Source organism: Microbacterium meiriae (assembly GCF_040702565.1).
GTDB classification, from domain to species: Bacteria; Actinomycetota; Actinomycetes; order Actinomycetales; family Microbacteriaceae; genus Microbacterium; species Microbacterium meiriae.
On sequence record NZ_JBFBLJ010000001.1, the window covers coordinates 932,559 to 959,508 of the forward strand.

The 26,950-nt window shown below is 68.9% G+C and carries 28 protein-coding genes; 13 read left to right on the forward strand and 15 right to left on the reverse strand.

What is annotated here, in order from left to right; all coding sequences use genetic code 11:
• Position 1 precedes the first annotated feature (1 nt).
• Genes tatA through lnt form a run of 4 tightly spaced genes read left to right on the forward strand, consistent with a single transcriptional unit; the run spans position 2 to position 5,060 of the window.
• Positions 2 to 238: a Sec-independent protein translocase subunit TatA gene (tatA, locus tag AB0310_RS04520; RefSeq protein WP_101845779.1), complete on the forward strand. Its 237-nt coding sequence runs from the start codon at positions 2 to 4 to the stop codon at positions 236 to 238.
• A 57-nt stretch (positions 239 to 295) separates the two neighbouring features.
• Positions 296 to 1,054 (forward strand): twin-arginine translocase subunit TatC, encoded by a 759-nt coding sequence (tatC, locus tag AB0310_RS04525; protein WP_187664150.1) that lies wholly within the window; start codon positions 296 to 298, stop codon positions 1,052 to 1,054.
• Positions 1,051 to 3,525 (forward strand): DEAD/DEAH box helicase, encoded by a 2,475-nt coding sequence (locus tag AB0310_RS04530; RefSeq protein WP_187661463.1) that lies wholly within the window; start codon positions 1,051 to 1,053, stop codon positions 3,523 to 3,525. The genes tatC and AB0310_RS04530 overlap by 4 nt, the downstream gene beginning before the upstream one ends.
• An 11-nt stretch (positions 3,526 to 3,536) precedes the next feature.
• A complete protein-coding gene (lnt, locus tag AB0310_RS04535) occupies positions 3,537 to 5,060 on the forward strand; it encodes an apolipoprotein N-acyltransferase (RefSeq protein WP_363444003.1) in 1,524 nt (507 codons plus the stop codon).
• On the opposite strand, the gene AB0310_RS04540 is transcribed toward lnt, so the two are convergent.
• From AB0310_RS04540 to AB0310_RS04555, 4 genes are all read right to left on the reverse strand, one after another.
• On the reverse strand, positions 5,057 to 5,440 hold the full coding sequence (locus tag AB0310_RS04540; protein WP_060921636.1) for an RNA polymerase-binding protein RbpA: 384 nt from the start codon (positions 5,438 to 5,440) through the stop codon (positions 5,057 to 5,059). The genes lnt and AB0310_RS04540 overlap by 4 nt on opposite strands.
• A 116-nt stretch (positions 5,441 to 5,556) precedes the next feature.
• Complete coding sequence (locus AB0310_RS04545) at positions 5,557 to 6,333, reverse strand: glycerophosphodiester phosphodiesterase family protein (RefSeq protein ID WP_315636876.1); 777 nt, start codon at positions 6,331 to 6,333, stop codon at positions 5,557 to 5,559.
• On the reverse strand, positions 6,330 to 7,259 hold the full coding sequence (locus AB0310_RS04550) for an SPFH domain-containing protein (RefSeq protein WP_363443999.1): 930 nt from the start codon (positions 7,257 to 7,259) through the stop codon (positions 6,330 to 6,332). The genes AB0310_RS04545 and AB0310_RS04550 overlap by 4 nt, the downstream gene beginning before the upstream one ends.
• 8 nt (positions 7,260 to 7,267) lie before the next feature.
• The gene (locus AB0310_RS04555) at positions 7,268 to 7,741 is read right to left on the reverse strand and encodes an NfeD family protein (protein WP_366236660.1); all 474 of its coding nucleotides are present in this window, start codon (positions 7,739 to 7,741) and stop codon (positions 7,268 to 7,270) included.
• A gap of 122 nt (positions 7,742 to 7,863) precedes the next feature.
• Here AB0310_RS04555 and AB0310_RS04560 point away from each other — a divergent pair, with 122 nt between their 5' ends.
• Complete coding sequence (locus AB0310_RS04560; RefSeq protein ID WP_366236661.1) at positions 7,864 to 8,628, forward strand: SDR family oxidoreductase; 765 nt, start codon at positions 7,864 to 7,866, stop codon at positions 8,626 to 8,628.
• A 63-nt stretch (positions 8,629 to 8,691) separates the two neighbouring features.
• On the opposite strand, the gene AB0310_RS04565 is transcribed toward AB0310_RS04560, so the two are convergent.
• Entirely contained in the window at positions 8,692 to 9,279 is a 588-nt protein-coding gene (locus AB0310_RS04565) for an HdeD family acid-resistance protein (RefSeq protein ID WP_366236662.1), read from the reverse strand.
• A gap of 179 nt (positions 9,280 to 9,458) precedes the next feature.
• On the opposite strand from AB0310_RS04565, the gene AB0310_RS04570 reads away from it, so the two are divergent.
• From AB0310_RS04570 to AB0310_RS04590, 5 genes are all read left to right on the forward strand, one after another.
• A complete protein-coding gene (locus tag AB0310_RS04570) occupies positions 9,459 to 9,857 on the forward strand; it encodes a helix-turn-helix transcriptional regulator (protein WP_259954888.1) in 399 nt (132 codons plus the stop codon).
• Between the two features lie 5 nt (positions 9,858 to 9,862).
• Positions 9,863 to 10,273, forward strand: a complete 411-nt coding sequence (locus AB0310_RS04575; RefSeq protein WP_366236663.1) for a VOC family protein — start codon at positions 9,863 to 9,865, stop codon at positions 10,271 to 10,273.
• A 27-nt stretch (positions 10,274 to 10,300) separates the two neighbouring features.
• Positions 10,301 to 12,658, forward strand: a complete 2,358-nt coding sequence (locus AB0310_RS04580) for an ATP-binding cassette domain-containing protein (RefSeq protein ID WP_268776318.1) — start codon at positions 10,301 to 10,303, stop codon at positions 12,656 to 12,658.
• Between the two features lie 77 nt (positions 12,659 to 12,735).
• Positions 12,736 to 13,287, forward strand: a complete 552-nt coding sequence (locus tag AB0310_RS04585) for a hypothetical protein (protein ID WP_268776317.1) — start codon at positions 12,736 to 12,738, stop codon at positions 13,285 to 13,287.
• Positions 13,288 to 13,755: 468 nt separating this feature from the next.
• Positions 13,756 to 14,223 carry a hypothetical protein gene (locus AB0310_RS04590; RefSeq protein WP_268776316.1) on the forward strand — a complete coding sequence of 156 codons (468 nt, stop codon included), beginning with the start codon at positions 13,756 to 13,758 and terminating at the stop codon, positions 14,221 to 14,223.
• A 15-nt stretch (positions 14,224 to 14,238) separates the two neighbouring features.
• Here AB0310_RS04590 and AB0310_RS04595 read toward each other — a convergent pair whose 3' ends face one another.
• Together AB0310_RS04595 and AB0310_RS04600 are read right to left on the reverse strand one after the other, a co-directional pair.
• Positions 14,239 to 15,027 (reverse strand): peptidoglycan recognition protein family protein, encoded by a 789-nt coding sequence (locus AB0310_RS04595; RefSeq protein ID WP_366236664.1) that lies wholly within the window; start codon positions 15,025 to 15,027, stop codon positions 14,239 to 14,241.
• Positions 15,024 to 15,530, reverse strand: coding sequence for a hypothetical protein (locus tag AB0310_RS04600; RefSeq protein WP_280565459.1), 507 nt, complete (start codon positions 15,528 to 15,530; stop codon positions 15,024 to 15,026). The genes AB0310_RS04595 and AB0310_RS04600 overlap by 4 nt, the downstream gene beginning before the upstream one ends.
• Before the next feature lie 83 nt (positions 15,531 to 15,613).
• Between AB0310_RS04600 and AB0310_RS04605 the strand changes: the two genes are divergently transcribed.
• Positions 15,614 to 16,258 carry a hypothetical protein gene (locus tag AB0310_RS04605; RefSeq protein ID WP_280565461.1) on the forward strand — a complete coding sequence of 215 codons (645 nt, stop codon included), beginning with the start codon at positions 15,614 to 15,616 and terminating at the stop codon, positions 16,256 to 16,258.
• 15 nt (positions 16,259 to 16,273) lie between these two features.
• Here AB0310_RS04605 and AB0310_RS04610 read toward each other — a convergent pair whose 3' ends face one another.
• Together AB0310_RS04610 and AB0310_RS04615 are read right to left on the reverse strand one after the other, a co-directional pair.
• Positions 16,274 to 17,341, reverse strand: a complete 1,068-nt coding sequence (locus AB0310_RS04610) for a GNAT family N-acetyltransferase (protein ID WP_366236665.1) — start codon at positions 17,339 to 17,341, stop codon at positions 16,274 to 16,276.
• A gap of 47 nt (positions 17,342 to 17,388) precedes the next feature.
• Positions 17,389 to 17,757: a VOC family protein gene (locus AB0310_RS04615; protein WP_366236666.1), complete on the reverse strand. Its 369-nt coding sequence runs from the start codon at positions 17,755 to 17,757 to the stop codon at positions 17,389 to 17,391.
• A 54-nt stretch (positions 17,758 to 17,811) separates the two neighbouring features.
• Between AB0310_RS04615 and AB0310_RS04620 the strand changes: the two genes are divergently transcribed.
• Both AB0310_RS04620 and AB0310_RS04625 read left to right on the forward strand, forming a co-directional pair.
• The gene (locus AB0310_RS04620; protein WP_315636870.1) at positions 17,812 to 19,137 is read left to right on the forward strand and encodes an MFS transporter; all 1,326 of its coding nucleotides are present in this window, start codon (positions 17,812 to 17,814) and stop codon (positions 19,135 to 19,137) included.
• An 18-nt stretch (positions 19,138 to 19,155) separates the two neighbouring features.
• Positions 19,156 to 20,337: a DUF4232 domain-containing protein gene (locus AB0310_RS04625; RefSeq protein WP_366236667.1), complete on the forward strand. Its 1,182-nt coding sequence runs from the start codon at positions 19,156 to 19,158 to the stop codon at positions 20,335 to 20,337.
• 15 nt (positions 20,338 to 20,352) lie between these two features.
• Here the strand turns inward: AB0310_RS04625 and AB0310_RS04630 are convergent, their stop codons facing one another.
• From AB0310_RS04630 to AB0310_RS04655, 6 genes are read right to left on the reverse strand one after another with little or no spacing between them, the layout of a single operon-like run.
• Positions 20,353 to 21,165 carry an arginase family protein gene (locus tag AB0310_RS04630; RefSeq protein WP_366236668.1) on the reverse strand — a complete coding sequence of 271 codons (813 nt, stop codon included), beginning with the start codon at positions 21,163 to 21,165 and terminating at the stop codon, positions 20,353 to 20,355.
• Positions 21,166 to 21,217: 52 nt separating this feature from the next.
• Entirely contained in the window at positions 21,218 to 21,964 is a 747-nt protein-coding gene (locus tag AB0310_RS04635; protein WP_366236669.1) for a formylglycine-generating enzyme family protein, read from the reverse strand.
• 19 nt (positions 21,965 to 21,983) lie between these two features.
• Positions 21,984 to 22,739, reverse strand: a complete 756-nt coding sequence (locus AB0310_RS04640; protein ID WP_101845740.1) for an SGNH/GDSL hydrolase family protein — start codon at positions 22,737 to 22,739, stop codon at positions 21,984 to 21,986.
• A 28-nt stretch (positions 22,740 to 22,767) separates the two neighbouring features.
• Positions 22,768 to 24,120, reverse strand: a complete 1,353-nt coding sequence (locus AB0310_RS04645; protein ID WP_366236670.1) for an MFS transporter — start codon at positions 24,118 to 24,120, stop codon at positions 22,768 to 22,770.
• Between the two features lie 51 nt (positions 24,121 to 24,171).
• Positions 24,172 to 25,206 (reverse strand): LLM class flavin-dependent oxidoreductase, encoded by a 1,035-nt coding sequence (locus AB0310_RS04650; RefSeq protein ID WP_366236671.1) that lies wholly within the window; start codon positions 25,204 to 25,206, stop codon positions 24,172 to 24,174.
• A gap of 55 nt (positions 25,207 to 25,261) precedes the next feature.
• Positions 25,262 to 26,938, reverse strand: a complete 1,677-nt coding sequence (locus tag AB0310_RS04655; RefSeq protein WP_366236672.1) for a DUF885 domain-containing protein — start codon at positions 26,936 to 26,938, stop codon at positions 25,262 to 25,264.
• Positions 26,939 to 26,950: the final 12 nt, after the last annotated feature.

Genomic DNA, 26,950 nt, shown 5'->3' on the forward strand with positions numbered 1-26,950 from the left:
TATGTTCGCTGGAATGCAAGGCTGGCACCTGCTCATCGTGCTGGCCGTTATCCTCCTCCTCTTCGGCGCTGCCAAGCTGCCGGCACTCGCGAAGAGCATGGGTCAGTCCGCTCGCGTGTTCAAGGGCGAGATGAAGGCCATGAAGGAAGAGGACGCGAGTCGTGCCGAGTCGGCGCCCGCAGAGCCGACGACGGTGAAGGACTCGGGCACCGACCCTGAGACTCCGCCTCGCGCCTGACCGGCCGTGGCAGCCATCGAACCGACCGTGACGCCGACGGCGGATCGGGATCGGCGGATGTCGCTCGGCGCGCATCTCGTCGAACTGCGCAAGCGCCTGATGTACGCGGCGATCGCTCTCGTCGTCGGCATGATCGTGGCGTTCCTCATCGCGGACCCGGTGATCCACTTCATCACCGAGCCGATCCGCATCATCGCCGACAAGCGTGGTGATGACTTCAGCGCTCTGAACTTCGGGACAGTGACGTCCGCGTTCGACATGCGCATGCGCATCGCCCTGACCATCGGGCTGTTCCTGTCCGCACCGGTGTGGCTCTGGCAGATCTGGGCCTTCATCATGCCCGGGCTCACCCGCAAGGAGATCCGCTACACGGTCGGCTTCGTGGTCGCCGCCGTGCCGCTGTTTTTCGCGGGGTGCTACCTCGGGGTGCAGATCATGCCGCACGTCATCGAGCTCATGTGGGGCTTCACGCCGGAGGGCGCCACGAACTTCTACTCCGCTCAGGAGTACTACGACTTCGTGTTCAAGCTGATGATCGTCATCGGCATCTCGTTCGTCCTCCCCGTCTTCCTCGTGGCGCTGAACCTCGCCGGCGTGATGTCGGGGCGGGCGATCCTCAAGGGGTGGCGCGTGGCGATCCTCATCGCCACGATCTTCGCCGCGCTGGCGACCCCGGCTGCCGACGTGGTGAGCATGCTGATGCTCGCCGGCATCCTCATCGTCCTCTTCTTCGCAGCGGCAGGGCTGTCGCTCCTCTTCGACCGGCGCAAGCGCAAGCAGGACACCGCCGCCGGACTCATCCCGGACGCCCCATGAGTTCGCCGTCCGAGCGATACGCGCAGGCGCAGGAGAGCGCGGCGCACCCGGAGACCGCAGCATTCGCCTCGCGCCAGCGCTTCCAGCTCGACCCGTTCCAGCTCGCCGGATGCCACGCGCTGGAGAACGGACGCAGCGTTCTCGTGGCAGCCCCCACGGGTGCCGGGAAGACGATCGTGGGGGAGTTCGCCATCCACCTGGCGATGCAGACCGCGACGGACAAAGCCTTCTACACCACGCCGATGAAGGCGCTCTCGAATCAGAAGTTCCGTGAGCTCGTCGACGTCTACGGCGCGGACGACGTCGGTCTGCTGACGGGCGACACGAACATCAACGGCAACGCCCGCATCGTGGTCATGACGACCGAGGTGCTGCGGAACATGATCTATGCCGACTCCGCGGCGCTGCGCGACCTGCGCTACGTCGTGATGGACGAGGTCCACTATCTGGCCGACCGCTTCCGTGGTGCCGTGTGGGAAGAGGTCATCATCCACCTCCCGCCCCGCGTGCGGCTGGTCTCGCTGAGCGCGACCGTGTCGAACGCCGAGGAGTTCGGCGACTGGCTCGACACCGTGCGCGGAGACACCGAGGTCATCGTCTCCGAGATCCGTCCGGTGCCGCTGGAGCAGCACGTGCTCGTACGCGACGACCTGCTGCCGCTCTTCGACGACCGGGCGGGCATCGCCACGGCCCAGGTGAACCAGGAGCTCATGCGCATCCGTTCGTTCACGGGTTCCACCTACGAGAGCAACCGCCAGGCGCAGTCGTATCGCAGCAATCGCCACGCCGGGCGCCAGGCCGCCCGACCGCCCCGGGGCGGCCGCCGCCCCGTGCGCGCCGCGAACGCGCACCGGATCGAGCGCATGGACCGCCCTGACGTGGTCGAGCTGCTGGAACGGTCGAATCTCCTTCCCGCCATCTTCTTCATCTTCAGCCGCGTGGGCTGCGATGCCGCGGTGCAGCAGGTGCGGCGCTCCGGCCTGCGCCTGACCTCGTCGGAAGAGCGCGCGGAGATCCGGGCCCTCGTCGAGGAACGCACCCGCACGCTGCAGGACGAGGATCTCGGGGTGCTCGGCTACTGGGAGTGGCTGGACAACCTCGAACGGGGCGTGGCCGCCCACCATGCCGGCCTCCTCCCTGCCTTCAAGGAGGTCGTCGAAGAGCTGTTCCGGCGCAAACTGCTCAAAGTCGTCTTCGCGACCGAGACGCTGGCCCTCGGCATCAACATGCCGGCGCGCACGGTCGTGCTGGAGAAGATGGAGAAGTTCAACGGAGAGGCGCGCGTCGCGATCACATCCGGCGAATACACGCAGCTCACGGGCCGCGCCGGGCGCCGCGGCATCGATGTCGAGGGGCACGCGGTCGTGCAGTGGACCGAGGGCATGGACCCGCAGGCCGTCGCCGCCCTCGCATCGCGGCGGACCTACCCGCTCAACTCCAGCTTCCGGCCGACGTACAACATGGCCGTCAACCTGATCGATCTGTTCGGGCAGGCCAGGGCGCGGCAGATCCTGGAGTCGTCGTTCGCCCAGTTCCAGGCCGACCGCGCGGTGGTCGGGCTGGCCCGACAGGTGCGGGAGGCCGAGGAGTCGCTGGCCGGCTACCAGTCGGCGATGGCGTGCGAGCACGGCGACTTCCCGGAGTACGCCGCCATCCGCCGCGAGCTGAGCGATCTCGAGAAGAAGAATCGACAGGACACCCAGGCTCCCCGTGCCGCCCGGGACAAGCGGATGAAGCGCATCCAGACGCTCCGCACGCGGATGCAGCGCCACCCGTGCCATCGGTGCCCCGACCGCGAGAAGCACGCTCGCTGGGCCGAGCGCTACTGGAAGCTCAAGCGGCAGACAGACCGTACGCGGCGTCAGATCGAGACCAGGACGGGAACGGTGGCTCGCGTCTTCGACCGTGTCGTCGAGGTGCTGGAGACGCTGGACTATGTCCGTCGCGATGAGGACGGGATGCACCTGACCGACGCCGGCCGCACGATGCGGCGGATCTACGGTGAGCGCGATCTACTCGTGGCCGAGTCGCTGCGTCAGGGGCTCTGGAAGGGACTGGACGCCCCGTCACTCGCGGCGATGGCGTGCTCCCTCGTGTACGAGCCACGTCGGGACGAAGCCAACGCGGGGGAGCGGGGCCTCCCGCGGGGTGCCTTCCGAGCGGCATACGAGAAGACGACCGCGTTGTGGGCCGAGCTCGACGACCTGGAGCAGGACCACCAGCTGCCGGGAAGCGAGCCGCTGGCCGCGGGACTCGCGGGTGCGATGCACGCGTGGGCGCGGGGCGGCATGCTCGATCGCGTGCTCATCGACGCGGACATGGCGGCCGGTGATTTCGTGCGATGGGCGAAGCAGACCATCGACCTCCTCGATCAGCTGTCCATCGTCGCGGAGGACGCCGCACTCGCACGCACCGCCCGGGCAGCCCTCGACGGTGTGCGCCGTGGCATCGTCGCCTACTCCTCGATGTGAGATCCGCCCGCATGACCGAAGCTCCCGTTCGCCGACGCGCCCTCCTGCCCCTGTGGGCCGCCGTACCCGTCGCCGCCCTGGCTGCGCTGCTCATGGACCTCGCGTTTCCCGAAGCGGCGATCTGGATCCTGGCTTTCCCCGCCACGGGGCTGCTGCTGCTCGCGCTGATCGGCCGACGGGCCGGTGGCGCACTGCTCGTGGGACTGGTCTACGGCATCGTGTTCTTCGCCCTGCTCGTGTCCTGGACGTCTCGATATCTGGGGCCGCTGCCCTGGGCTGCCCTGAGCGTGGTCGAGGGCGCACTCACGGCCGTGGCGCTGATCCCGCTGACCCTCGCCTACCGGTGGCTGCCCCGGGCCTGGCCGGGCACCGCGGGTCGCCTGCTGACCCTCCCGGCGGTCGTTGCGGCGCTGTGGGTAGGGAGGGAGCTGTTTCTCGGCTGGTGGCCATACGGCGGCTTCCCCTGGGCTCGTCTCGGGATGAGTCAGGCGGAGAGCCCGCTCGCGGCGCTCTCTTCCTGGGTGGGCGTCAGCGGGCTGAGCTTCCTCATGGTCTTCCTCGTCGCCATGGTGATCGAGATCGTCCGCACGGGGCTGTGGCGGCGGCCAGTCACGCTCCTCGCGCCGGTCGCACTGGTCCTGATCCTCTTCTTCACCCCGCTCTTCCCGACCATGCCGTCCGGATCGATGCGCATTGCCGCGGTGCAGGGGAACGGGCCGACCGGCTACTTCGACCAGCGCGAACCCTTCGCCGTCGTCCAGGCGCAGACGGAGGCGACCGAGCCCCTCTACGGCGAGGACGTCGATCTTCTCGTCTGGCCGGAGGGCGGGCTGGACACGGATCCCTTTGCGAACTCCGCGATCGCGCGGCGGATGACCCTCGTGGCGAACCGCATCGATGCGCCGCTGCTCGCCAATGCCGCCACCGGTCGGGGCAACCTCTACTACAACACGTCGATGCTGTGGCTGCCGGACGGCACGGCGCCCCAGAAGCACGACAAGCGCCATCCCGTACCCTTCGGCGAGTATGTGCCGGATCGGGCGTTCTTCAACGCCCTCGTCCCCGACCTCATCGGGCTGATCCAGCGCGAGTACACGCCGGGGACCAACCCGCCGATCGTCGAGGTCGACGACGTCCGGGTGGGGCTCGCGATCTGCTTCGACGTGATCTACGACGACGTGATCACGGAGGGACTGTACGACGGCGCCGAGGTCCTGGTCTTCCAGACGAACAACGCCGACTTCCGCGGCACGGACGAGAATCTGCAGCAGCTCGCCTTCGCGCGGATGCGCGCCATCGAGACGGGCCGGAGCGTCGTCAACATCTCCACGGTCGGCACGAGCCAGATCATCCTCCCGGACGGGCGCACGGTCACCAGCCTGGACGCGGATGAGGCCGGAGCGATGCTCGAGGATGTCGAACTCCGCTCCGGCCTCACGGCGGGAATCGTCCTGGGCCCCTGGCTGCAGCAGGTGCTGCTCTGGGGCGGTCTGGGAGCGCTCGGTCTCGGGTGGTGGCGCGCCCGTCGGCGCTAGGCGCCGATCTTCTCTCGGGTGGGGTCCTCGCCGGCACCGCGCCGGGCTCGGATGTAGGCGAGGCGCTCTTCGAGAAGCTCTTCCAGCTCCGCACGGGTGCGACGCTCCATGAGCATGTCCCAGTGGGTGCGGGCGGCCTTCTCGTCGGTGGCCTCGAGGGTGACGGCCTCGCCGTCGACCTTCAGGCGGGCTTCCGCTCCGCAGGAACGGCACTCCCAGGTCTGAGGCGGTTCGGCATCGGCTGCGAACATGAGCGTGGTGTCGTGTCCGCAGGTGTCACAGGTGTAGGTGGTCTCACGGCGCTCCATGAAAACGACGCCCTCTTCGCTCTGTAGGCTCTGGGCGCCGAGTCGGATGCCGCGCAGGCTGCGATCTGCCATTGTGTGGTCCTCTCGTCGCTGTCAGGTATAACGTTCGAGCCTGTGCGCTTCATCCACGTGGGGGCGTTCTGCCCGGTATTCACAGCGGAATCCCAGCGCCGGAGGATAAAGGGCGCTCAGACCGTCCGCAGCGTGGCGACGGCGAGGTCGGCGCGGTCGGTCACGACGCCGTCCACACCGGCGTCGACGAGGCGGCGCATGTCCTCCGCCTCGTTCACCGTCCACACGTGGACCTCGGTGCCGACGCGGTGGGCGGCGCGGAGGAGGGCCGGCGTCAGCACTGTGAGCGCCCCGTGGCGCTCCGGGATCTGCACGGCATCGATCTCCCGCAGCAGCCGGCCGGGGGAGAGGCGCATCGCGGACAGCGTCCGGAGCGCCGCGATCGTCCGGCTCCCGCCCGAGGTGGCGGGCCGGAGCCCGGTGCCGGTCTGTCGCACGGCCTCCACCGTTGCGCGCCGGTTGGCGTCCGAGAAGCTGGTGACCAGGACACGGTGCGTGTGCGCGGCCAGGACGGGCCCCAGGGGAGCCGCAGCGGCCGGCGTCTTCACGTCGATGTTGAAGCGCGTCTCCGGAAACGCGGAGAGCGCCTCGGCCACGGTGAGCAGACCACCGTGCTCCGCGAAGAGCGCGCTCAGCTCCCTTGTCCGGACCTCGTGGACAGGGCGCGGATCGTCCACCAGACGCCGGAGGTCGTGATCGTGGAAGAGCACGACGTCGCCGTCTGCGGTGATCTGGCAGTCCGTCTCGATGTACTCGGCCCCGGCGGCATGAGCAGCGGCGAAGGCGGCCGCCGTGTTCTCCCAGACCCCGGACTCCCGCCCTTCGACGGTCACGAGACCGCGATGGGCCAGGATCCGGGGCTGCTCGGCCTTGACGAAGTACGGGTGGGTCACGCGCCAGCGGGGGGAGTGGACGAACCCGGCCCGGCCTTCGGGGTGAAGGCGGTGCCGATGCCCTTGAGCGCCTCGGTCAGCTCGCTCGGGATGATCCACAGCTTGCTGGACGGGCTCTCGCTGATCTTCGGGAGCATCTGCAGGTACTGGTAGGCGAGCAGCTTGTCGTCCGGAGCGCCCTGGTGGATCGCGGTGAAGACGCTCTGGATCGCCTCCGCCTCACCCTGGGCGCGAAGGACCGCTGCCTGCTTGTCGCCCTCGGCCCGGAGGATCTCCGCCTGACGAAGGCCCTCCGCCTCGAGGATCGCGGACTGCTTCGTCCCCTCGGCGGTCAGGATCGCGGCACGGCGGTCCCGCTCCGCGCGCATCTGCTTCTCCATCGAGTCCTGGATCGAGACGGGCGGGTCGATCGCCTTGAGCTCGACACGGCCCACGCGGATTCCCCACTTGCCGGTCGCCTCGTCGAGGACCACGCGGAGCTGGCCGTTGATGTTGTCGCGGCTCGTGAGCGCCTCTTCGAGGTTCAGACCGCCGACGACGTTGCGGAGCGTCGTGGTGGTGAGCTGCTCCACGGCGCCGAGGTAGTTCGCGATCTCGTAGGTGGCGGCACGGGCGTCGGTCACCTGGAAGTAGACGACCGTGTCGATGGAGACGACGAGGTTGTCCTCGGTGATCACGGGCTGCGGCGGGAAGGAGACCACCTGCTCGCGCATGTCGATCAGCGGCCGCAGACGGTCGATGAAGGGCACGAGGATGTTGAGGCCGGGGGAGAGGGTCTTGTGATACCGGCCGAGTCGTTCCACCACGCCGGCGGTCGCCTGCGGGATGATGCGGATCGCCCGCGCGATCGTGACGATCACGAAGATGATGACCGCGATCACCAGGATCCAGATGATCACGGTCGGGATGATCGATGCGTCGTCCACGCGTGCTCCTAGTCGTTGAGGGGTCGGACGATGGCGGTCGCGCCGTTGATCGCGCTGACGGCGACAGGCGCCCCCGCGGGGATCGCCATCAGGGTGGTGGTTCGGGCGGTCCAGGTGTCGCCGTTCGCGAGCTTCGCCTGGCCGGAGATCTGCGTGATCTCGCTGAGCGCGATGCCGCGGAGGTCGACGAGCGCCTCGACGTTCGAGCGGGTGGGGTCGGCACCGCGGTGCAGTCGGCGCAAGAGGGGCGGCCGCAGGAAGAGGATGAAGAGGGCGGATGCCAAGGCGGCGATCAGGATCTGGATCCAGACCGGGAGCCCGACGAAGTCGGTGACGAGACCGATCACGCTGCCGAAGCTCAGCATCAGGAAGGTGAAGTCGAGGGAGAGCATCTCGATGACGAGGAAGACGGCGATGAGGACGAGCCACCCGATCCATGCCCAGTGGTCGATGAACGTGACGAACGTCGAGAAGTTGTCCATGCGGCCTCCTTTGCCGTCAACGTACCACGCGTGGCGACGCCCGACCGGCCGCCACCGCGCCCCCTTGGTAATCTGTGAGGGCCGTGCGCTCACGGCGTTCCACGCACCATGAGGAGTCACCCGTGACCGACGTTCTTCCCGCAGGATCCCTCGACGGCAAGGTGGCCCTCGTCACCGGCTCATCGCGGGGGATCGGCGCCGACAGCGTGCGGTACCTCGCCGAGGCCGGCGCCGACGTCGTCATCAACTACCGGAACAAGGCGCCGCGCGCGGAGAAGCTCGCAGCGCAGCTGCGCGAACTGGGCCGCCGGGCGCTCGTCGTCGGCGCGGACCTCACCGACCCGGCGTCGATCGCCGAGATGTTCGACGCCGTCCGCGCCGAGTACGGGCGTCTCGACGTCCTCGTCCTCAACGCCTCGGGTGGCATGGAGTCGGGGATGGCCGAGGACTACGCCCTGACGCTCAACCGGGACGCGCAGCTCAACGTCCTCAACGCCGCGACCCCGTTGCTGTCGGATGGCGCACGCGTCGTGTTCGTCACCAGCCACCAGGCGCACTTCATCCGCACGACGCCGACGATGCCGGAGTACGAGCCCGTCGCGCTGTCCAAGCGGGCCGGCGAGGACGCGCTGCGGGAACTGATCCCCGGCCTCGCAGAGAAGGGGATCGGCTTCACCGTCGTCTCCGGCGACATGATCGAGGGCACGATCACCGCGACGCTGCTCGAGCGCGCGAACCCCGGCGCGATCGCCGAGCGCCGCGAATCCGCCGGCCGTCTCTACAACGTGTCCGAGTTCGCCGCCGAGGTCGCCAAGGCGGTCATCGACCCCGTCCCCGCGGACAACACCCGCCTCGTCGGCGACGTGAGCGCCTTCGCCGCGGAATAGTCGTCCGACGCCACGACGCCCCGGACCTGCTCGGCAGGTCCGGGGCGTCGTGCGTATCCGAGATCAGACGGCGGCAGCGCCCGTGGTGAACGCCTTCTCATCCTTGCCCAGCGTGATCGCGCGGATGATCTGCACGATACCGAGCACGACGAGCGAGATGCCCAGGAGCAGCCACAGCGCGAATCCGGCGATGACCGGCGAGAAGAGGACGATGATTCCGGCGATGATGCTGAGGATGGCGTAGATCACGGTCCACACTCGCGACCCATCGCTGCCGAGCAGCGAGAGCGCCACGACGCCGTCGACGATCCAGCTCACGCCGATGAAGATCACGACGACCAGCGCGAGGGTGGCGGCGGCGACGTTCAGGTTGAAGAACGCGATGACGCCGGCGACGATGTAGAGCAAGCCGAGGACGATGTGGCCGACGCGAGACCAGCCGCCCTTGGCGCGGGAGAAGATGCCGAGGCCGATGTAGACGGCTCCCGCGATGATCAGGTACGACGCGAAGATCGCCGTCACGATAACGGCGGACTTCACCGGCCAGACGAGCAACGCGATACCCGCGAGCAGGGCGAGCACGCCGGAGACCGCGAGAGCGACGCGGATGGACTTGAAGAAAGACTTCGTTTCTGCGACTGCTTCAGACATGACGGGGAACCCCTTCTGAGAGAATCCTGTGAGGATGCCCCCAGGGTAGCGCCGGAAGTCCGACAGCGGGGGAGGAGCGGCTCCGCGCGTCGCGGATGGTCATTCCCCGTCTTCCGGCGTCATGGCAGGATCATCACGTGACACCGGTGGATGACGCTCGACTGCGGGAGCTGGTCGTGATGCGGAAGGTTCGCGACCGCATCGATCGGGAGTACGCGAAGCCCCTGGACGTCGAGGCCCTGGCGCGGGGCGTGCACATGTCCGCCGGCCACCTCAGTCGGCGGTTCCGCGAGACCTACGGCGAATCCCCGTACTCCTATCTCATGACCCGCCGCATCGAACGCGCCATGGCGCTGCTGCGTCGCGGCGACCTCAGCGTCACCGAGGTGTGCTTCGCCGTGGGCTGCTCCTCGCTGGGAACGTTCAGCACCCGGTTCTCGGAGCTGGTCGGTGTCCCACCCAGCGTGTACCGTGAACGCGCCGCGAACGTCGAGGGCATCCCGTCGTTCCAGGCGAAGCAGGTCACCCGACCGATCAGGAATCGAGAAGCGCCGCGCCCCGAGGCGCACCTAACGTGAGCATCATGAACGTCAGCATCCACTACGCCTTCCTCCCGCACACCGACGCCGAAGCGGCGCTCGGCTTCTACCGCGACGCCCTCGGCTTCGAGGTGCGCAACGACGTCGGCTATGACGGCCTGCGCTGGCTCACCCTCGGCCCCGCAGGCGAGCCGGAGACCTCGATCGTGCTCCACCCGCCGGCCACCGACCCCGGCATCACCGACGCCGAACGGCAGACGATCCTGGAGCTCATCGCGAAGGGCAGCTATGGCGCTCTGACACTCGCGAGCGACGACCTGGACGCCCTGTTCGACCGTCTGGTCGCGGAGGGGGCGGACGTGGTCCAGGAACCCATGGATCAGCCCTACGGTGTGCGCGACTGCGCGTTCCGCGACCCCGCGGGCAACCTGCTCCGCATCAACCAGGCCGCCTGACGGCCCCACCACCACGAAGGACGCCGCATGACCGCTGCCGAGCACCCCGCGGACACCCACGATCTCATCCGTGTGCAGGGCGCGCGCGAGAACAATCTCAAGGACGTGAGCGTCGACATCCCGAAACGACGCCTCACGGTGTTCACCGGGGTCTCGGGTTCCGGGAAGAGCTCTCTCGTCTTCGACACGATCGCCGCCGAATCGCGCCGGATGATCGACGAGACGTACAGCGCCTTCGTGCAGGGCTTCATGCCGTCCGTCCCTCGACCCGACGTCGACGTGCTGGAAGGCCTCACCACGGCGATCATCGTGGACCAGGAGCGCCTCGGCGCGAATCCGCGGTCCACCGTCGGCACGGTTACGGATGCCAATGCGATGCTCCGCATCCTGTTCAGCAAGCTCGGACAGCCCTACATCGGCGGGCCGACGGCGTTCTCGTTCAACATCCCGACGCAGAAGGCCAGCGGAGTGATGACCGGGCCGGGCGGGGAGAAGAAGATCGTGAAGGACGCGATCTACCTCGGCGGCATGTGCCCGCGATGTGAGGGCAGGGGAGTGGTGTCCGATCTCGACCTCTCGCAGATCGTCGATGAGTCGAAGTCCCTCGACGAGGGCGCGATCATGGTGCCCGGATACACCGCCGACGGCTGGATGGTGAAGGGGTTCTCGCAGTCCGGGTTCTACCCGCCGGACAAGCCCATCGCCTCGTTCACCGACAAGCAGCGCCACCTGTTCCTCTACGGCGAGGTGACGAAGGTCAAGATCTCCGGTATCAACATGACCTACGAGGGCCTGATCCCGAAGATCACGAAGTCCATGCTCTCCAAAGACCTCGACGCGCTGCAGCCGCACATCCGCGCCTTCGTCGAGCGGGTGGCCACCTTCGCGGTGTGCCCGGAGTGCGACGGCACGCGCCTCACCGAAGGTGCACGATCGTCCAAGATCGACGGTGTGAGCATCGCCGATGCCTGCCGCATGCAGGTGACGGACCTCGCCGCGTGGGTCAGGGGTCTCGACCTCCCCGGTGCGGGGCCCCTGCTCCAGGCGCTGAGCGCCAACCTCGACGCCTTCGTGACCCTCGGCCTGGGCTACCTGAGCCTGGATCGGCCATCGGGGACGCTGTCCGGGGGAGAGGCGCAGCGGATCAAGATGCTGCGGCACCTCGGCTCCTCGCTGACCGACGTCACGTACGTGTTCGACGAGCCGACGATCGGGTTGCACCCGCACGACATCCAACGGATGAATGGCCTGCTGCTCCGACTCCGCGACAAGGGGAACACGGTGCTCGTCGTCGAGCACAAGCCGGAGACCATCGCGATCGGCGATCACGTCGTGGATCTGGGGCCGGGTGCCGGAAGCGCCGGGGGAGAGATCTGCTATCAGGGGAGCGTCGAAGGCCTCACGGCCAGCGGAACGCTGACGGGGCAGCACCTCGACGACCGCGCGCAGCTCAAGGGCGCCGTGCGCGATCGCACCGGCGCGATCGAAGTCCGTGGCGCCTCCACGAACAACCTCCAGAACGTGGACGTCGACATCCCGACCGGTGTCCTGACCGTGGTCACCGGCGTCGCGGGCTCCGGAAAGAGCTCGCTCATCCACGGTTCGGTGACCGGACGCGAGGGCGTGGTGGCGATCGACCAGTCCGCCATCAAGGGCTCGCGTCGCAGCAACCCCGCGACCTACACGGGGCTGCTCGAACCCATCCGCAAAGCCTTCGCGAAGGCGAACGGAGTGAAGCCCGCCCTGTTCAGCGCGAATTCCGAGGGCGCCTGTCCCACCTGCAAGGGTGCCGGTGTCATCATCACCGAGCTCGGGTTCATGGACACCATCGAAACTCCGTGCGAGGACTGCGGTGGTAAGCGCTTCCAGGCGGCGGTGCTGGAGTACAAGCTCGGCGGCAAGGACATCACCGAGGTGCTCGACCTTCCGGTCTCCGAGGCCCGTGTGTTCTTCAGCGAGGGCGAGACCAAACTCCCGGCCGCGGCTGCCATCCTCGGACGCCTGGAAGACGTGGGGCTCGGCTACCTGTCGCTCGGACAGCCGTTGTCGACCCTGTCGGGCGGTGAGCGCCAGCGCATCAAGCTCGCGATCCAGATGGGCGAGAAGGGCGACGTCTACGTGTTGGACGAGCCGACGACCGGCCTGCATCTCGCCGACGTCGACACGATCCTCGGTCTGCTGGATCGACTTGTCGATGCTGGCAAGACGGTGGTCGTGATCGAGCATCATCAGGCCGTCATGGCACACGCCGACTGGATCATCGACGTCGGACCGGGAGCCGGCCACGACGGCGGTCGCATCGTGTTCGAGGGAACGCCCGCCGAGCTCGTCGCAGACGGGTCGACGCTGACGGGTGAGCATCTCGCGGCGTACGTCAACGCATGATCGAGGGCCGCGGTGGCGGAATCTCCATCCTCTCTCGAAAGAACTCAGGCGCCGACCCAAGCACTGCTGGAGAACACATGACAACCTACGACCAGCTTCTGGAGTCAGCGCGCGAACACTACAACGTGCCCGCCATGCCTCTGGTGGACGACGTAGCCTCCTTCCTCACCTCACTAGGCGCTACGCCACTGGATCTTGATCGGTACGGCGAGGATCTGATCGATGAGTTCGTGGATCCCGAACTCGCGATCGTCGCCTTCACGCTGCGCGCACCGCAGCTGCTGCGTCAGCGTGCGAGCTCCGAAGAACTCGAGAACTTCGCCTCGGACTCATCCTCAGAGTTCGACCCGCTCGAGTACGGAGAAGCCAACGAAGAGTGGACCGTGTACTCCCACGAGATCGAGGAGTTGTCACGCATCCACGTCGTGCTGGAGCGCGCTGACCACACGGCTGAACGCGTCGGTAACTTTCGAGTCTATGGAGGCGCGCAGTGGCTGCGCGAAATGCTCTGGGCCGCTACAGGCGTGGTGCCCCGAGATCCCGGCTCTCCCACGAGTGGCTCCACGCTCTTCGGACGCGCGTTCCAGTTCGCGGATCGAGCGCCGTTCACTGCGGCGCCTCTCGTATGACATACGGTGGCGTCGGCCGCGCAGCTCGTGCTGCGTGGGTTATCGCTCGCGCGTTCCGAGAAGCGTCTGGTCGTGACCTCTCGACCACAGAAGCGGATTCGAGCTGAGCGGCTGAGCCCAAGCTCGGCGGCAAGGACATCACCGAGGTGCTCGACCTTCCGGTGTCCGAGGCCCGCGTGTCCTGGGAACGCCGTCCGAGCCCGTCGCTGACGGGTCGACGTTGACGGGTGAGCATCTCGCGGCGTACGTCAACGCATGATCGAGGGCCGCGGTGGCGGCTTTCCCACCCTGTCTCGTCCTGCCAGATCCCGGATATGGATTATCCGATAATGCACATTATGTCAGCTTGAGGAAAGTGGCCCTCTCCTGAGTCGCCGGCCGCGGTGACACGGGTGGATGCTGCATGATGGGCCTGTGCCCACCCGTCCATCCCCTCGGAATCGCGGCCGCGTCGGTGCGCTCGCGTTCTTGGCCGCCTTCGTGCTCTCGTTGGCGGCGTGCGGGACGTCGGACTACAGCCTGACGGAGGCCGATGCGTACGGGACATGGCGGGCGGGAAGCGACCTGCCGACGACGCTCGAGCTCGCTGAGGACGGTACCTTCCAGGCGACTGCGTGGCCACGAGATGTGGGGTGCGGTGGGAGTCCGCCACGCACCGCGGCGGAGCTGCGCGGGGCAGATGCCGTTGACTTCTCCGGGACCTGGGAAGAGGGCTCAGGCGGCGCTCTGAATGAGATCACGCTGGCCACGGATCCGGATTCACCGTGCGGGACGACCTGGATCTACGCCGGTTTCCGAAGCGAAGACAGCGTCCTCTATACCTGCATGCTCCTGGATGTGCACGTCGACGAGGCGACGGCGGCAAACTGGTTCATCCTCTACAAGGGTGAGCCGGAGTCGACGCCGGACTCGAGTCGGTGCTTCAACTACAACTAGCCCGCTCCCCTGCCGTCACCGTGGCTCCCTCCTGATCTCCTGCGCCCGCGCCACGATGTCATCCACTCGCGATTGGAGGAACGGACCGGGACACTCCGTTCCCGACCATGTCTCCTGGTGGGTGATGACGTGCTCTCGGTCGATCCGGAAGCGCACCGGAACGCCGTCCAGGGTCCGGCCGTCGAAGCCTGCGAGCCACGCGATCATCTGCGCGATCTCCTCCACCTGCGCGGTGGTCACCGTGTACTCCGGGGCTCCGGTGAAATCCAGCGTCTCCACCGCCACGGACCGCCAGTTCCAGTCCGCGCCGGTGGACGACGGCTTCGCTCCTGGGCGGATGGTCTCGATGACCGATCCGTCGTGTCGCAGATAGAAGGTGGGAGCCGATGATCTCCGGTTGCAGCGGGAGAAGAACTCCAACTGGTCGGAAGTCGTGCCGGTGTGGTGGATGATGAAGCGGTCGATGACAGGGCTCACGGTTCGGCGATCACTCCCCGCGATGCTGCGGTCAGCGCGAACCGTGGGATCGGCACAGTCCTCGAAACCGAGCGGTACCTCGAGACCCGTGACCGCGCGGTCGTAGACCGGCTCATACTCGGGCAACCCTCGGGGATTGTCCGGGCGGCATCCGGTGTCGTCTGCCTCTCCCCCGGAGTTCGCGGAGAGCCAGATGCCGACGCCGGTCACCGCGACGCCGGTTCCGGCAGCGATGAGGAATCCCCGCCGCGTCTGCGTCGGGACGTGCTCATCGGCGTCCCGTGCTCCCGGGTCCTCCGGATGCTGACCCTCCCCGCGTGTGCTCACGCGGCCTGGTCGTCGTCTCGGGGTGCTCGGGACTCTCGCGGCCGGCGTCGCCCTGGCCAGACGAAATGCGCGACCGAGAAGGCGAGGACCGTCCACGAGATGACGAACGCCCACCATGGGGACGCCGCTCCCCCGCTTCCGCCCGCCAGCACGACCGACACGATGCAGGCGCCGAGTCCGACGACGACCCCGAGGACGGTGATCTCGCCATGGGCGAGCCACCGCGCGCGCAGCGCCGAGACGAGGCGAAGGGGCAGGCCGACCACCAGGGCGGTGATCATCGACACGACGGACAGCACGACGGCCATGATGCTCGCCCCGATGAAGGACGTCACCCCGTCGTACTCTTCCGCAGCACCGAGTGCGAGGAAGAAAGCCACGATGAACAGGAAAAAGCCACCGATGAAGAACTGGCCGAGGATGAGCGAGGCGGTCGATTCATCCGCTCCTCGAAAGCCCCCGCGTTTCCGCAGGTCTGCAGGGACACGGCGAGGGGAGGTCATATCGCGATCCTACGAGGTGCGGCTTCCCGACGGGGTGCTCACTGCGGGCTGCTCGAAGATCCAACGACGACTAGGGTGATTGCGTGAGCGATGGGGCCGTGAACGCAACTGCTGATAGTCGAGCGCGTCGGCTCACATGGGTCACCGGCGGAATCCTGCTCCTCCTCTCGGTCGTCATCTGGTTCACAGCCCGCGGGGAGCTCGCCGGCTTTGCGATCGCGAAGGATGCCGTGTTCGCATCGGCGGCCGTTCTGTTCGTGATCGGTGTCGGTCGTGCGGGTAGCGTCACTGCTCGGCGGCCCGTGAGCACCGTCGCGACCCTCGCGCTGGCTGTCACGCCGTTCGCCCAGTCCCTCTGGTTCGGCCTCGTCCCGGAGTCGCCCGGCGACCCCAACGCGCGCGAAGACGCCTGGGTGCTTGCTGCCGCGCTGTACTACGGGAGTTTGGCCGCGTTGGCGATCATCGCCGCTGTCGGAATCGGACGCGCGGGGGTCCTCCCCTCGCCCTGGCGCTGGGCCCCGCTGTGGGTCGTCTTCTGGACGCCCCTCGCGTTCGTCGTCGGGATCACCGTTTCCTCGTCGGCGCCCTTCGGCACAGCGATATCGAGGATCGCCGGTCATCTCGTCCTGGACGGGCCCGCAATCGGCACCGTCTTCCTCGGCATCGTCGCCCTCGTCCTGGGCATCCGCGAGCAACGTCTGCGCGTCGCGCCGGTCACCATCACCTGAATGACGGCATCCGCGTCATACGGAAAGGGTGCCCGGAGCGTCCGGCCGGACCAGAGCATAGACGAACATGTCGCGACGGCTTCCGGCGATGGTCTGCCAGGAGCGGAGCAGCCCTTCGCGGACGAAGCCCGCGTGCTCGATAGTCCGACACGACGCTTCGTTCCCCGGCTCGACGTGAGCCTGCAGCCTCTGTATATCCTCGATCGTCCACGCCCACTCCGACAGGACGCGAAGAGCCATGGATGCAGTTCCGCGCCCCCGACGACCTGGCCGTATCCAGTACCCGACCGTTCCCCGCCCCTGCTCGATGTCACGGAGCCACAGACCGATCTGGCCCACGCACTCCCCCTGGCGCTCGATCGCGTAGGAATACCCCTCGGCCGACAGCAGACGCTGGTGCTGACGTGTGACCCATGCGGCGGCCTCCGCCCTACCCGGGGCGACGGGCACGCTCGTGACCGACGTGATCGAAGGGTCCGTGGAGGCCTCGATCACCGCATCGAGATCGTCTGGTTCGAACGGGCGCAGGGTGATCTCGCCGCTGACGATGCGGGGAACGGCAGTTCGCGTCCTGACGGTCAGGATGTTTCGACCGTGGGCGGAGGACGGGCGTTCCCGTCCGGACTCGACGAAGCCGAGCTTCTCGAGCACCCGCCGGGACGGGAGGTTCCATTCCCAGACGCCGGCCCAGACGCGGTCGAAGCCCGCCCCGTCTGCCCATGTCAGGACGGCTTGAGCAGCTTCGGTGGGGTACCCCCGGTTGTGCTCGGCGCGCAGCAGCTCGAACGCGAGCTCTGGTTCGGTGCCCACCCCCTCGCCGCCGTAGACGAGACCGCAGTACCCGATCGGATCCCCGGTGTCGATGCGTTCCACGGTGAGCAGCGACGACTCCTCGGCATCGCGGATATGCGCTCGGATGTCGTCCACGTCGGGGCGACCGTACGGGTCGAGCCGCCGGTGCGGGGGGACTCGTTCGTCGCGTTCGGTCCACAGGTGGCGGAACACGGGCGCGTCCTCGATCGCCTGCCTGCGCAGGCGGAGGCGCGAGGTGTCCATCTCCGGGATGCGGGGCACGTGACTCATCCTCGCAGTCTGGCACTCCTCCGCCCCCGCGCTGTGATCTGCAGCGCCTAGTGGGAGGACCAGACGCCGAGCTCGTTGCCGCTCGGGTCGGCGAAGTGGAGGCGCCGGCCACCGGGGAACGCATACGGCTGCTGCAGGATTCGGCCGCCTGCGTCCTGGATCGCCTCCCTCGTCGCATCGAGGTCGTCGGAGTAGAGCAGCACGAGCGGACCGCCGACGGGTCGCGGCGCGTCCGCGAGCAGGAGTCCGCCGACCTCGCTCCCGTCTCCGCGGGGCGAGAGGATGCCCGCATAGCCGGGGCCGTAGTCCTGGAAGCTCCACCCGAATGCGGTGGTGAGGAAGCGTTTCGCCACGTCGAGGTCCGTGACGACGAGCTCGACGTAGTCGAGGGCATGGTGCTGCGATGAGGCTGTCATGCGGGCACTCTAGCCACGGCGTCGGACGTCGCCACGCAGGAGTAGCGTGGAAGGGTGCCTCAGGTCTCCCACTCCCCCGTCTCCACGCCGGGGTGGCGGGCCTGGGCGATCTGGTCCGTCGGCGTCGCGGCCTACGTGCTCGCCATCACGAACCGCACATCTCTGGGTGCCGTCGGTGTCGAGGCCGCCGACCGCTTCCAGGCGGACGCCTCGACGCTCGCACTGTTCGCCGTCGTGCAGCTCGCGGTGTACGGCGGGATGCAGATCCCGGTCGGCGTCCTCCTCGATCGCTACGGCTCCCGCCCGATCATCACGGCCGGGATGCTGCTCATGGCGGCCGGACAGCTCACCATGGCCCTCTCCCCCAGCATCGGCATCGCGATCGTCGCGCGTGTCCTCCTCGGAGCCGGCGACGCCGCCGTCTTCCCCGCCGTGCTGCGACTGGTGGCCACATGGTTCCCCGCGCAGCGCGGCCCCGTCATGGTCCAGTTCACCGGGATCATCGGGCAGGCCGGTCAGCTGATCGCCCTGGTGCCGGTCGCCGCCCTGCTGCACGCCACCACCTGGTCGATCACCTTCGGCAGCATCGCCGGTCTCGGCCTGCTCTTCACGATCCTCGTGTGGCTCATCGTGCGCAACAACCCCGCCGAGAGCGGTCCGGACGTGTCGGTGAACACGGACACCGGAGTCGTGCGTGTCGTGACGTCGGCGATCGACACGGGCGTCGGCATCCGGGCGGCCTGGGCACATCCCGGCACACGGCTCGCGTTCTGGTCGCACTTCACCACACCGTTCGCCGGCACGGTGTTCGTGCTGCTGTGGGGCATGCCGTTCCTCACGGCCGGCGAGGGCCTGACCACCTCCCACGCGGCGGGGATCATATCGATCTACGTGGTCGCGGGCATGATCCTCGGCCCGATCATCGGCGATCTCTCCCGCCGCCTGCCGAACCACCGCTCGCTCGCCCTCGTCCTCCCCGCGGTCGGCGTGCAGATGGCGGCCTGGATCGCGGTCATCGCCCTCCCCGGCCCCGCCCCGGACTGGCTGCTCTGGGTCCTGGCGGTCGCTCTGGCGACCGGCGGCCCCGCGTCGATGATCGCCTTCGACCACGCCCGCACGCACAACCCCGTGCATCGCCTCAGCACGGCCACCGGCGTGACGAACGCGGGCGGCTTCATCGCTGCCCTGATCGCCGTGTTCGTGATCGGTCTCCTCCTCGACGCCCAGGGCGCCGGCACCCCGGACACCTACACGCTCGACGCGTTCCGTGTCGCGTTCCTCACCCTGATCCCGCTCTGGGTCCTCGGAGTCGTGTTCATCCTGATCGAACGCAAGCGGACGCGGATCCGCATGGGGCTGGATCCCGACCGGCGTCGCTGAGCGCCCCTAGGATGAGGCATGGCCTCCGCTCCCCCGTCGACCGCCGCCCTCCCGAGCGCCCGAGACGGTCGCACGAGGCCGCCGTCGACGGCGGGGCTGCTCGCCGGGCTGCTCCTCGGCGCACTGTGGATCGTCTCCGGCGCCATCGCCCGACTGACCGGTTCCGACATCGTGCTGACGCGAGTGCTGAGCTTCGTCGGTATCGGCCCGCTGCAGAGTCACGCCTGGCTGCTCCCCGGCGCGTGGGGCGTCCCGGTGCTGGCCATGACGGCGGCCGTCCTGTGCAGCGTCGTCTGGGTCGTGGCACGCGGCGCGCAGGGCGTCGGCCGGGCTCCCGCGTTCCTCGTGCTCTGGTTCGGCGCCGTCCTCGCCGGTACGGCCGTCGGGCTGTGCGACGACGTCACCCGGGTGCTGTCCTTCCTCCCTCTCTCCGGCGTGCACGGTCTGACCGCGGCGGTCGTGGAGTCCGCTCCAGACACCGCCTACTGGGGACTCGCCTGGGGATGGATCCCCGCCTGGGCGTTCTCGCGCAGAGCCAGCGAGGAACCAGCGCGGCGATGGTCCCCGCGCCCCCTCGGTCTCGCCCTCGCGAGCGTGGTCGCACTCATGATCATCGGGAGCCTGGCCGATGCCGCGTGGCAGCGCCAGATCGTCGAGGAGAACGCCGCGCTGCAGGGCACCACCGACGAGTCCGGAGCCTTCGTCGATCCAGCGGCCGTGGGCGATCCGGTGCCGGAGCGGGCCCCGGGGGCGTCGACACCGCAGCTCCCCGCGGACGCCTGCACCCCCGACCGGGCCATGCTGCTACTCGGAACCGCCGACGGGGCCACGGGGCACCGTGCCCAGAGCATCCGTCTGATGAACGTCAGCGAGGAGCCGTGCGTGGTCGAGGGGTATCCCGACATCGCGTTCGCGGATCAGAACGGCCATGCGCTCGACGTCGAGGTGCGGCCCGGTTCGTCCTTCCTGGCGACCGACTCCGGCTCCGCGCCCGTCACCGTGCCGCCCCAGGGCGAGGCGACCGCGGTGATCGGATGGGACGCCAATGCCACGGACGGCGCTCTCGTGGCACGTGCGCTACACGCCGCCCTGCTCCCTGGGTATGACCGCGGCTCGTGGCCGGTCGAGCTCGACATCGTGTCAGGCTCCGAGGTCGAGATCACCGCGTGGCACCTCGGCGCCGCACCCGCCACGCCGTGACGGCACTCCGCGCCGTCAGCGCAGGAGGTGCTGGACGGTCTCCACGATCAACTCGACGCTGACGCGCTCGGGCACCTCCGCGTCGCCCGCCTCGAACTCGGCGAGTTCCACGCCGCGGACGTCCGCCGACGGGATCGCGGCGAACAGCGCGGCCACCTGGTGCGGCAGCAGACCGTCGCCGACGCGATAGGCCGCAGGGATGTAACCGGGCTCCAAGACGTCCCAGTCGACATGGATCCGCACCGGTCGCCCGGCGATGAGCGCGCTGAGCCGCTCCGGGGTGCTCTCCGCGGGGCTGAGGACGGTCACTCCTGCACCGGCGAGCAGCTCCCCCTCGGCGGGATCGATGTCGCGACCGCCCACGACGATGACCTGCTTGGGGTCGATGCCCGCCCCGTGGCCGCTGTCCCACAGCCCGCAGGCGGCGGCGAGAACCATGCCGCCGAGGTAGCCGGAGTCGGTGGTGTCTGGCGTGTTGAAGTCGCCGTGCGCGTCGATCCACAGCACCACTGCGTCGGGGTGGTGCTCGGCGACACTCGGCAGCGTTCCGAGGCTCGCCGCACAGGTGTTCGTCACGAGGAGCGGCGTCGCATCCGCGGCGATCGCCTTCTGCACCGCGTCACGCAGACCCGTGAGCGTCTCCGCAGCTTCGGGCAGCGCGACCGACCAGTCGTCCATCCGGCCCGGCTCCGGGGTACCGACCACGACGGGCTCCCGCTGCAGGAGCGCGGACAGCGCGTCGGCGACGCGGCGTGCCCCGACGAGGGCTCCGTCCGTGCGGTCGGCGACGCGACCCTGGTTGAGGATGAGCGCGAACGGCGTGGTCATCCCTTCAGTCTCCCACCGCGCAGAGTGGGCGACCAAAACCGCCCGGTGCGGGCTACCGTCGGCGTGGGGTCCAGCCCGAGGGCAGACCGCCGTCGACGAAGGCCCGCTCCCGGTCCGCGGCCGCCGACCAGCCCTGCGCCTCCTCCTCGGTGTCGAAGGCGCCCCGAGCAACGCGGAAACCGACGTCCTCATGGTGCATGCGCGGCGCTCCCCCGCGGCGAACGGACGCGCGCACGCTCCAGGCGTCGTCGGCGAATCCTCCGCCGCGAAAGACCCGATAGTCGTCGTACCGCGCGGGGTCGAGGAGATCCCAGCACCACTCCCACACGTTGCCGAGCGTGTCGAAGAGCCCGTGCAGGTTCGGGAGCTTCCCGCCCACGTCCTGCGGCGTGCCCACTCCGTCGGCCGCGGTCCAGGCGGCCTCCGCCAGCGGCGCATAGTGTGGCCCGGTGGAGCCTGCTCGGCAGGCGTACTCCCACTCGGCCTCGGTCGGAAGGCGGTAGCCGTCCGCTGTGGTGTCCCAGGCCACGTCCTCACCCTCGAAGTGGTACACGGGATCGAGTCCCTCCCACTCCGAGGCGGCGTTGCAGAAGTGGATGGCCCGCAGCCAGCTCACGTCGGCGACCGGGCGACGAGGATGCCGTGATGGTGTGCCCAGGACTTCGGTGACCTGTTCCTCCGTCACCGGGAAGGCGGCGAGGGCGAACGGCTCGAGTTCGACGGTCCGGCGGGTGCGGCGCCGGGCGTCGTGCAGCGTGACAGTCCCGGCGGGGAGACGGACGAGTTCGATGTCGCTCATCCGCGGGGCGTGGCGGCGCTCATGCCGGGGTTCGCTCGACCCAGGTCGGATACTTCGCTGCGCGGCCGTCCCCGGATGAGGTCCTCGTCACGCGCCGTCGCACCCACGGGCCGACGAACTCCCGGTAGTACGCCAGGCCCCCGGGCCCTGCAGTCCAGCGGTCGAGCGGCGCCCACCAGGCTGCCGGCGGCTCGAAGCCGAGCCCGTGCAGCACGCGGGCCGCGACGCGGTGGTGGCCCGCCGCGTTCATGTGCAGCCGGTCCTCCGACCAGTACGCGGGTTTCGACAGCTCCGTGTCCGGCCAGTTGAGGGCACGGATGACGTCGGGCCGGTCCTCGATGCGCCGCAGGACCGCCTCGGAGAGCAGATCGCCGCGGCGTTGCACGAGCGATCCCATCGGAAGCTGCCCGCTGGGGTTGGCACCGGAGAGCAGGATCATCGTCACACCCTCCTCGTCGCACCGCCGCAGCACGCGGCTGAACGCGTCGGCGATGTGCTCGACGTCTGTCCGCGGCCGCAGCATGTCGTTGCCCCCGCCGTTGAACGACAGGTGCGTGGGACGCAGAGCCAACGCGGGCTCGAGCTGCTCCTCGACGATCGGCCACGCCAGCTTCCCCCGGATCGCGAGGTTCGCGTACTGGATGGGGTGCCCCGCAGCATCCGCCCATCCCTGCGCGGCGATGTCGGCCCAGCCGCGCTCGCGCCCATCGGGGAGCACATCGCCCACGCCTTCGGTGAAGGAGTCGCCTATCGCGACGAAACGTACATCAGCCACGCGCCCAGCCTATTCCCGGTCCCGGACGTCACCGGTCGTCCAACGCCGCTCCGCTCCGATCGACGAGACCCCAGGCCGCCGCGGCGGCGACGAGGAAGCAGGCCGCGAACACGACGAACAGCAGGGGCGCGCCGCCGGCACCGAGGAGGACGGGAACGGCGAGGGGCGCCACGATGGAGGCGATGCGGCCCACCCCGGCGGCCCAGCCGGCCCCCGTGCCGCGCAGCGAGGTCGGGTAGATCTCCGGCGTCACCGCGTACAGCGCGCCCCACGCACCGAGGGTGAAGAACGACAGGGCCATGCCTGCGCCGATGATCATCGGCACGGTCGTGGCGGTGCCGAAGACCACGGCCGAGGCGGTCGCCCCCAGCAGGAAGACCGAGAGCGTGACCCGGCGGCCCCACACTTCGATGAGCCAGGCGGCCACGCCATAGCCCGGGAGTTGCGCGAGCGTGATGATGAGGGTGAAGCCGAACGAGCGGACGAGGTCGAATCCCGCGTCGACGAGGATGCTCGGGATCCAGATGAACGCCCCGTAGTAGGCGAAGTTGACGGCAAGCCACACCAGCCAGAGGCAGGCGGTCCGCATCCGGAACTCGACGCTCCAGAGCGCAGCGAGCCGGGCACGCGCCGTCATCGCGATCGCCCGCGACGCCGGCTCCTTCCGGATCTGCGGGGTGTGCTCGACACCGGCATCGGCCTCGAACGCGGCGACGATGCGGTCGGCTTCCGCGATTCGTCCGCGGGACGCCAGCCAGCGCGGCGACTCGGGCAGACCCCACCGCACGACGAGGGCGTAGACCGCGGGGATCGCGCCGAGCGCGAAGGCCCACCGCCAGCCTGCCTCAGAGGCGGGGATGACGAAGAACCCGATGACGGCAGACGCCGTCCAGCCCACAGCCCAGAAGGCTTCGAGGATGACGATCAGCCGTCCCCGGATGCGCGCGGGCGCGAACTCGCTCACGTAGGTCGAGGCGACCGGCAACTCCGCTCCCAGGCCGAGGCCGACGAAGAACCGCAGCACGAGCAGCGCCGCCACTGATCCGACCAGCGCACTCGCTCCGGTGGCCACGCCGTAGATGAGCAGCGTGAGGGCGAACACCTGCCGGCGGCCGAAGCGGTCAGCGAGAAGACCGCCGAGGGTCGCGCCGACCGCCATGCCGACGAAGCCGAGCGAGGCGATCCAGCCGGCCTCCCCCTTCGTGAGATCCCACTGCTGTGAGAGCGCCGCGATGATGAAGGAGATGAGTCCGACGTCCATCGCGTCGAGCGCCCAGCCGACGCCGGAGCCCGTGAGCAGGCGCAGGTGCCGGCGGGTGAACGGGAGGACGTCGAGGCGCTCGGCGAGCGAGGTGCGGCTCGGCAGGGCGGTATCGGCCATGATTCTCATCGTAGGGCCGCCCGTCCCGCCGAGCCGCGAGATGACGCCCGCTCAGTCGCGGTCGGCGAGGAGCTTCCGCACCCGAGGGATCACCTCGGTGCCGTACAGCTCGATGCTGCGCATCATCGACTCGTGCGACAGGGTGCCGGTCGCGTACTTGAGGTCGAAGCGGCCGAGCCCGAGGGTCGTGATCGTGTCGGCGATCTTCGCCGCGACGCGCTCCGGCGAACCGGCATAGAGCGAGCCCTCCGGACCGATGTCGTTCTGAAAGCGCGCGCGGCTGTAAGGCGGCCAGCCACGCTCGCGACCGATGGTGTTGTTCATCGCCTCGAAGCCCGGGTAGGCCTCGTCCCACGCCTCCGCGTCGGTGGGCGCGATGTGACCGGGAGAGTGCACGGCCACCGGGTGGGCGGTCGTCCCGAAGGAGGCGACCGAGCGGTGGTAGAGGTCGACGAACGGCTTGAACCGTCCGGCCGGGCCGCCGATGATCGCCAGCATCAGGCCGAGACCGTGACGCGCGACACGCACGACGGACTCCGGGCTGCCACCCACGCCGACCCACGTGCGCAGGCCCTTCTCGGTCTTCGGGAAGACGTCCGCGTTGTCGAGAGACGGCCGCAGCGAGCCGGACCACGTGACGGGCTCTTCCTTGAGGAGCTCGACGAACAGCTCGAGCTTCTCCTCGAAGAGCCGGTCGTAGTCGCGCAGGTCGTAGCCGAACAGCGGGAAGGACTCGATGAACGAACCGCGCCCGAGGACGACCTCCGCCCGGCCGCCGGACAGGGCGTCGAGGGTCGAGAAGCGTTCGAACACACGCACCGGGTCGTCCGAGGACAGCACGGTCACGGCGGTGCCCAGCCGGATGCGCTCAGTGCGCGCCGCGATCGCCGCGAGCACCATCTCCGGGGACGAGACCGCGAACTCGCGCCGGTGGTGCTCCCCCACCCCGAAGAAGTCGACGCCGACGGTGTCGGCCAGCTCCGCCTGCGCGACGACGTTCCGGATGGTCGGCGCGCCGCTGAGCAGCTCGCCGTCCTGGTCCCGGGTGATGTCGCCGAACGTGTCCAGCCCGAATTCGATGTCCATGTCACACCTTCCTATTCAGGTGAATGGAACACGCGGACTCGGGCCGGCATTCCCGTCACCGAGGGAGCAGCGCGCTGCGCAGGGTGTCGAGTCCGACGCCGCCGAGATCGAGGGCGCGCTTGTGGAAGCCCTTGAAGCTGAACGCGTCGCCCTCCGCCTGCTGCACGGCGTCGCGGACCTGCTCCCAGATGCGCTGACCGACCTTGTACGACGGCGCCTGACCCGGCCAGCCGAGGTACCGGTTGACCTCGAACTGCACGAACTGGTCCGACATGTTCACGTTGCGGCGGAGGAAGTCGAGCGCGTACTCGGCATCCCAGACGCCCTCGCCCTCGAGTCGGGGCTTGCCGAGGTGCACGCCGATGTCGAGGACCACGCGCGCCGCCCGCATCCGCTGCCCATCCAGCATGCCGAGGCGATCCGCCGGGTCATCGAGGTAACCGAGCTGCTCCATCAGCCGCTCCGCGTACAGCGCCCAGCCCTCCGCGTGCCCCGACGTGCCGGCGAGCAGCCGCCGCCAGGAGTTGAGCTCGGCGCGGTTGTAGACGGCCTGGGCGATCTGCAGGTGATGCCCCGGCACACCCTCGTGGTACACGGTGGTGAGCTCGCGCCACGTGTCGAACTCGGTGACGCCCTCGGGGACCGACCACCACATGCGGCCCGGGCGCGAGAAGTCGTCGGTGGGACCGGTGTAGTAGATCCCGCCCTCCTGCGTCGGCGCGATCATGCACTCCAGCGTGCGGATCGCCTCCGGGATGTCGAAGTGCGAGGCACCCAGCTCGGCGACCGCGCGATCGCTGGTCTCCTGCATCCACCGCTGGAGCGCCTCGGTGCCGACGAGCTTGCGGGCGGGGTCCGACTCCAGATGCGCGACGGCCTCCTCGACGGAGGCTCCGGGAAGGATCTCGTTCGCGATCGCCGTCTGCTCGGCCACCATGCGGGCGAGCTCTTCCCGGCCCCACTCGTAGGTCTCGTCGAGGTCGATGGTCGCGCCGAGGAAACGCCGGGAGTTGAGGGCGTAGAGCTCGCGCCCCACGGCGTCCGTCTCACCGGCTTCGGGGGCCAGCTCCTCGGCCAGGAAGCGCCGCAGCTCGCCGTAGGCGACCCGGGCAGCCGCGGAATTGTCCGCCAGCGTGCGGGCGAGCGAGGCGGGAAGCTGACCTTCCTCGGGATCGGCGTGCGCGACGAACGCCGCGAAGAAGCCGTCGTCGGCGATGTAGCGGTCGATCTGCGTCGCGACCTCCGCGACCTGGCGACGGGCGGGAGTGACGCCCTCGGCGATGCCCAGACGGAGCGTCTCGATGTACCCGCGCAGCGCCCCCGGCACGGCAGAGAGTCGGGTGGAGACGACCTCCCAGTCCTCGACCGTCGCGGTGGGCATCAGGTCGAAGGCGGAGCGGACGTCCTGCGCGGCGGATGCGATGACGTTCAGATCACGCAGGTGCCACTTCGCGTCGTGCAACTCGAGGTCGAGGCGCAGCTCGGCGCTGAGATCGGTCTTGGTGACCTCGTCGATCGCGTCGACCGGCTCCAGCGCGGCCAGCTTGTCCAGTGTGGCCCGCGTCGCCGCGGCGATCTCCTCGTGACCTTCCGGACTCAGGTCACCGAATCGGTCGTTGACCTCGGAGCGGCCGATGTACGTGCCGAGAGTCGGCGCCAGCACGGCGATCGTGTCGACCCATTCATCGGCGACCCTGTCGATGGCGGAGGGGGTGCGGGGTGCGGAAGTCATGCCTTCCAGCCT

Bases quoted from the DNA above. Each gene is read 5' to 3' on its own strand.
- AB0310_RS04650 (WP_366236671.1), bottom strand. From the start codon at position 25,206: ATGGACATCGAATTCGGGCTGGACACGTTCGGCGACATCACCCGGGAC.
- AB0310_RS04555 (WP_366236660.1), bottom strand. From the start codon at position 7,741: ATGGACAACTTCTCGACGTTCGTCACGTTCATCGACCACTGGGCATGG.
- AB0310_RS04565 (WP_366236662.1), bottom strand. From the start codon at position 9,279: ATGTCTGAAGCAGTCGCAGAAACGAAGTCTTTCTTCAAGTCCATCCGC.
- AB0310_RS04635 (WP_366236669.1), bottom strand. From the start codon at position 21,964: ATGAGCGACATCGAACTCGTCCGTCTCCCCGCCGGGACTGTCACGCTG.
- AB0310_RS04540 (WP_060921636.1), bottom strand. From the start codon at position 5,440: ATGGCAGATCGCAGCCTGCGCGGCATCCGACTCGGCGCCCAGAGCCTA.
- AB0310_RS04600 (WP_280565459.1), bottom strand. From the start codon at position 15,530: ATGACCTCCCCTCGCCGTGTCCCTGCAGACCTGCGGAAACGCGGGGGC.
- AB0310_RS04530 (WP_187661463.1), top strand. From the start codon at position 1,051: ATGAGTTCGCCGTCCGAGCGATACGCGCAGGCGCAGGAGAGCGCGGCG.
- AB0310_RS04585 (WP_268776317.1), top strand. From the start codon at position 12,736: ATGACAACCTACGACCAGCTTCTGGAGTCAGCGCGCGAACACTACAAC.
- AB0310_RS04615 (WP_366236666.1), bottom strand. From the start codon at position 17,757: ATGACAGCCTCATCGCAGCACCATGCCCTCGACTACGTCGAGCTCGTC.
- tatA (WP_101845779.1), top strand. From the start codon at position 2: ATGTTCGCTGGAATGCAAGGCTGGCACCTGCTCATCGTGCTGGCCGTT.
- AB0310_RS04645 (WP_366236670.1), bottom strand. From the start codon at position 24,120: ATGGCCGATACCGCCCTGCCGAGCCGCACCTCGCTCGCCGAGCGCCTC.
- AB0310_RS04630 (WP_366236668.1), bottom strand. From the start codon at position 21,165: ATGACCACGCCGTTCGCGCTCATCCTCAACCAGGGTCGCGTCGCCGAC.
- tatC (WP_187664150.1), top strand. From the start codon at position 296: ATGTCGCTCGGCGCGCATCTCGTCGAACTGCGCAAGCGCCTGATGTAC.
- AB0310_RS04575 (WP_366236663.1), top strand. From the start codon at position 9,863: ATGAACGTCAGCATCCACTACGCCTTCCTCCCGCACACCGACGCCGAA.
- AB0310_RS04625 (WP_366236667.1), top strand. From the start codon at position 19,156: ATGGCCTCCGCTCCCCCGTCGACCGCCGCCCTCCCGAGCGCCCGAGAC.
- AB0310_RS04580 (WP_268776318.1), top strand. From the start codon at position 10,301: ATGACCGCTGCCGAGCACCCCGCGGACACCCACGATCTCATCCGTGTG.
- AB0310_RS04610 (WP_366236665.1), bottom strand. From the start codon at position 17,341: ATGAGTCACGTGCCCCGCATCCCGGAGATGGACACCTCGCGCCTCCGC.
- AB0310_RS04570 (WP_259954888.1), top strand. From the start codon at position 9,459: ATGCGGAAGGTTCGCGACCGCATCGATCGGGAGTACGCGAAGCCCCTG.
- AB0310_RS04655 (WP_366236672.1), bottom strand. From the start codon at position 26,938: ATGACTTCCGCACCCCGCACCCCCTCCGCCATCGACAGGGTCGCCGAT.
- lnt (WP_363444003.1), top strand. From the start codon at position 3,537: ATGACCGAAGCTCCCGTTCGCCGACGCGCCCTCCTGCCCCTGTGGGCC.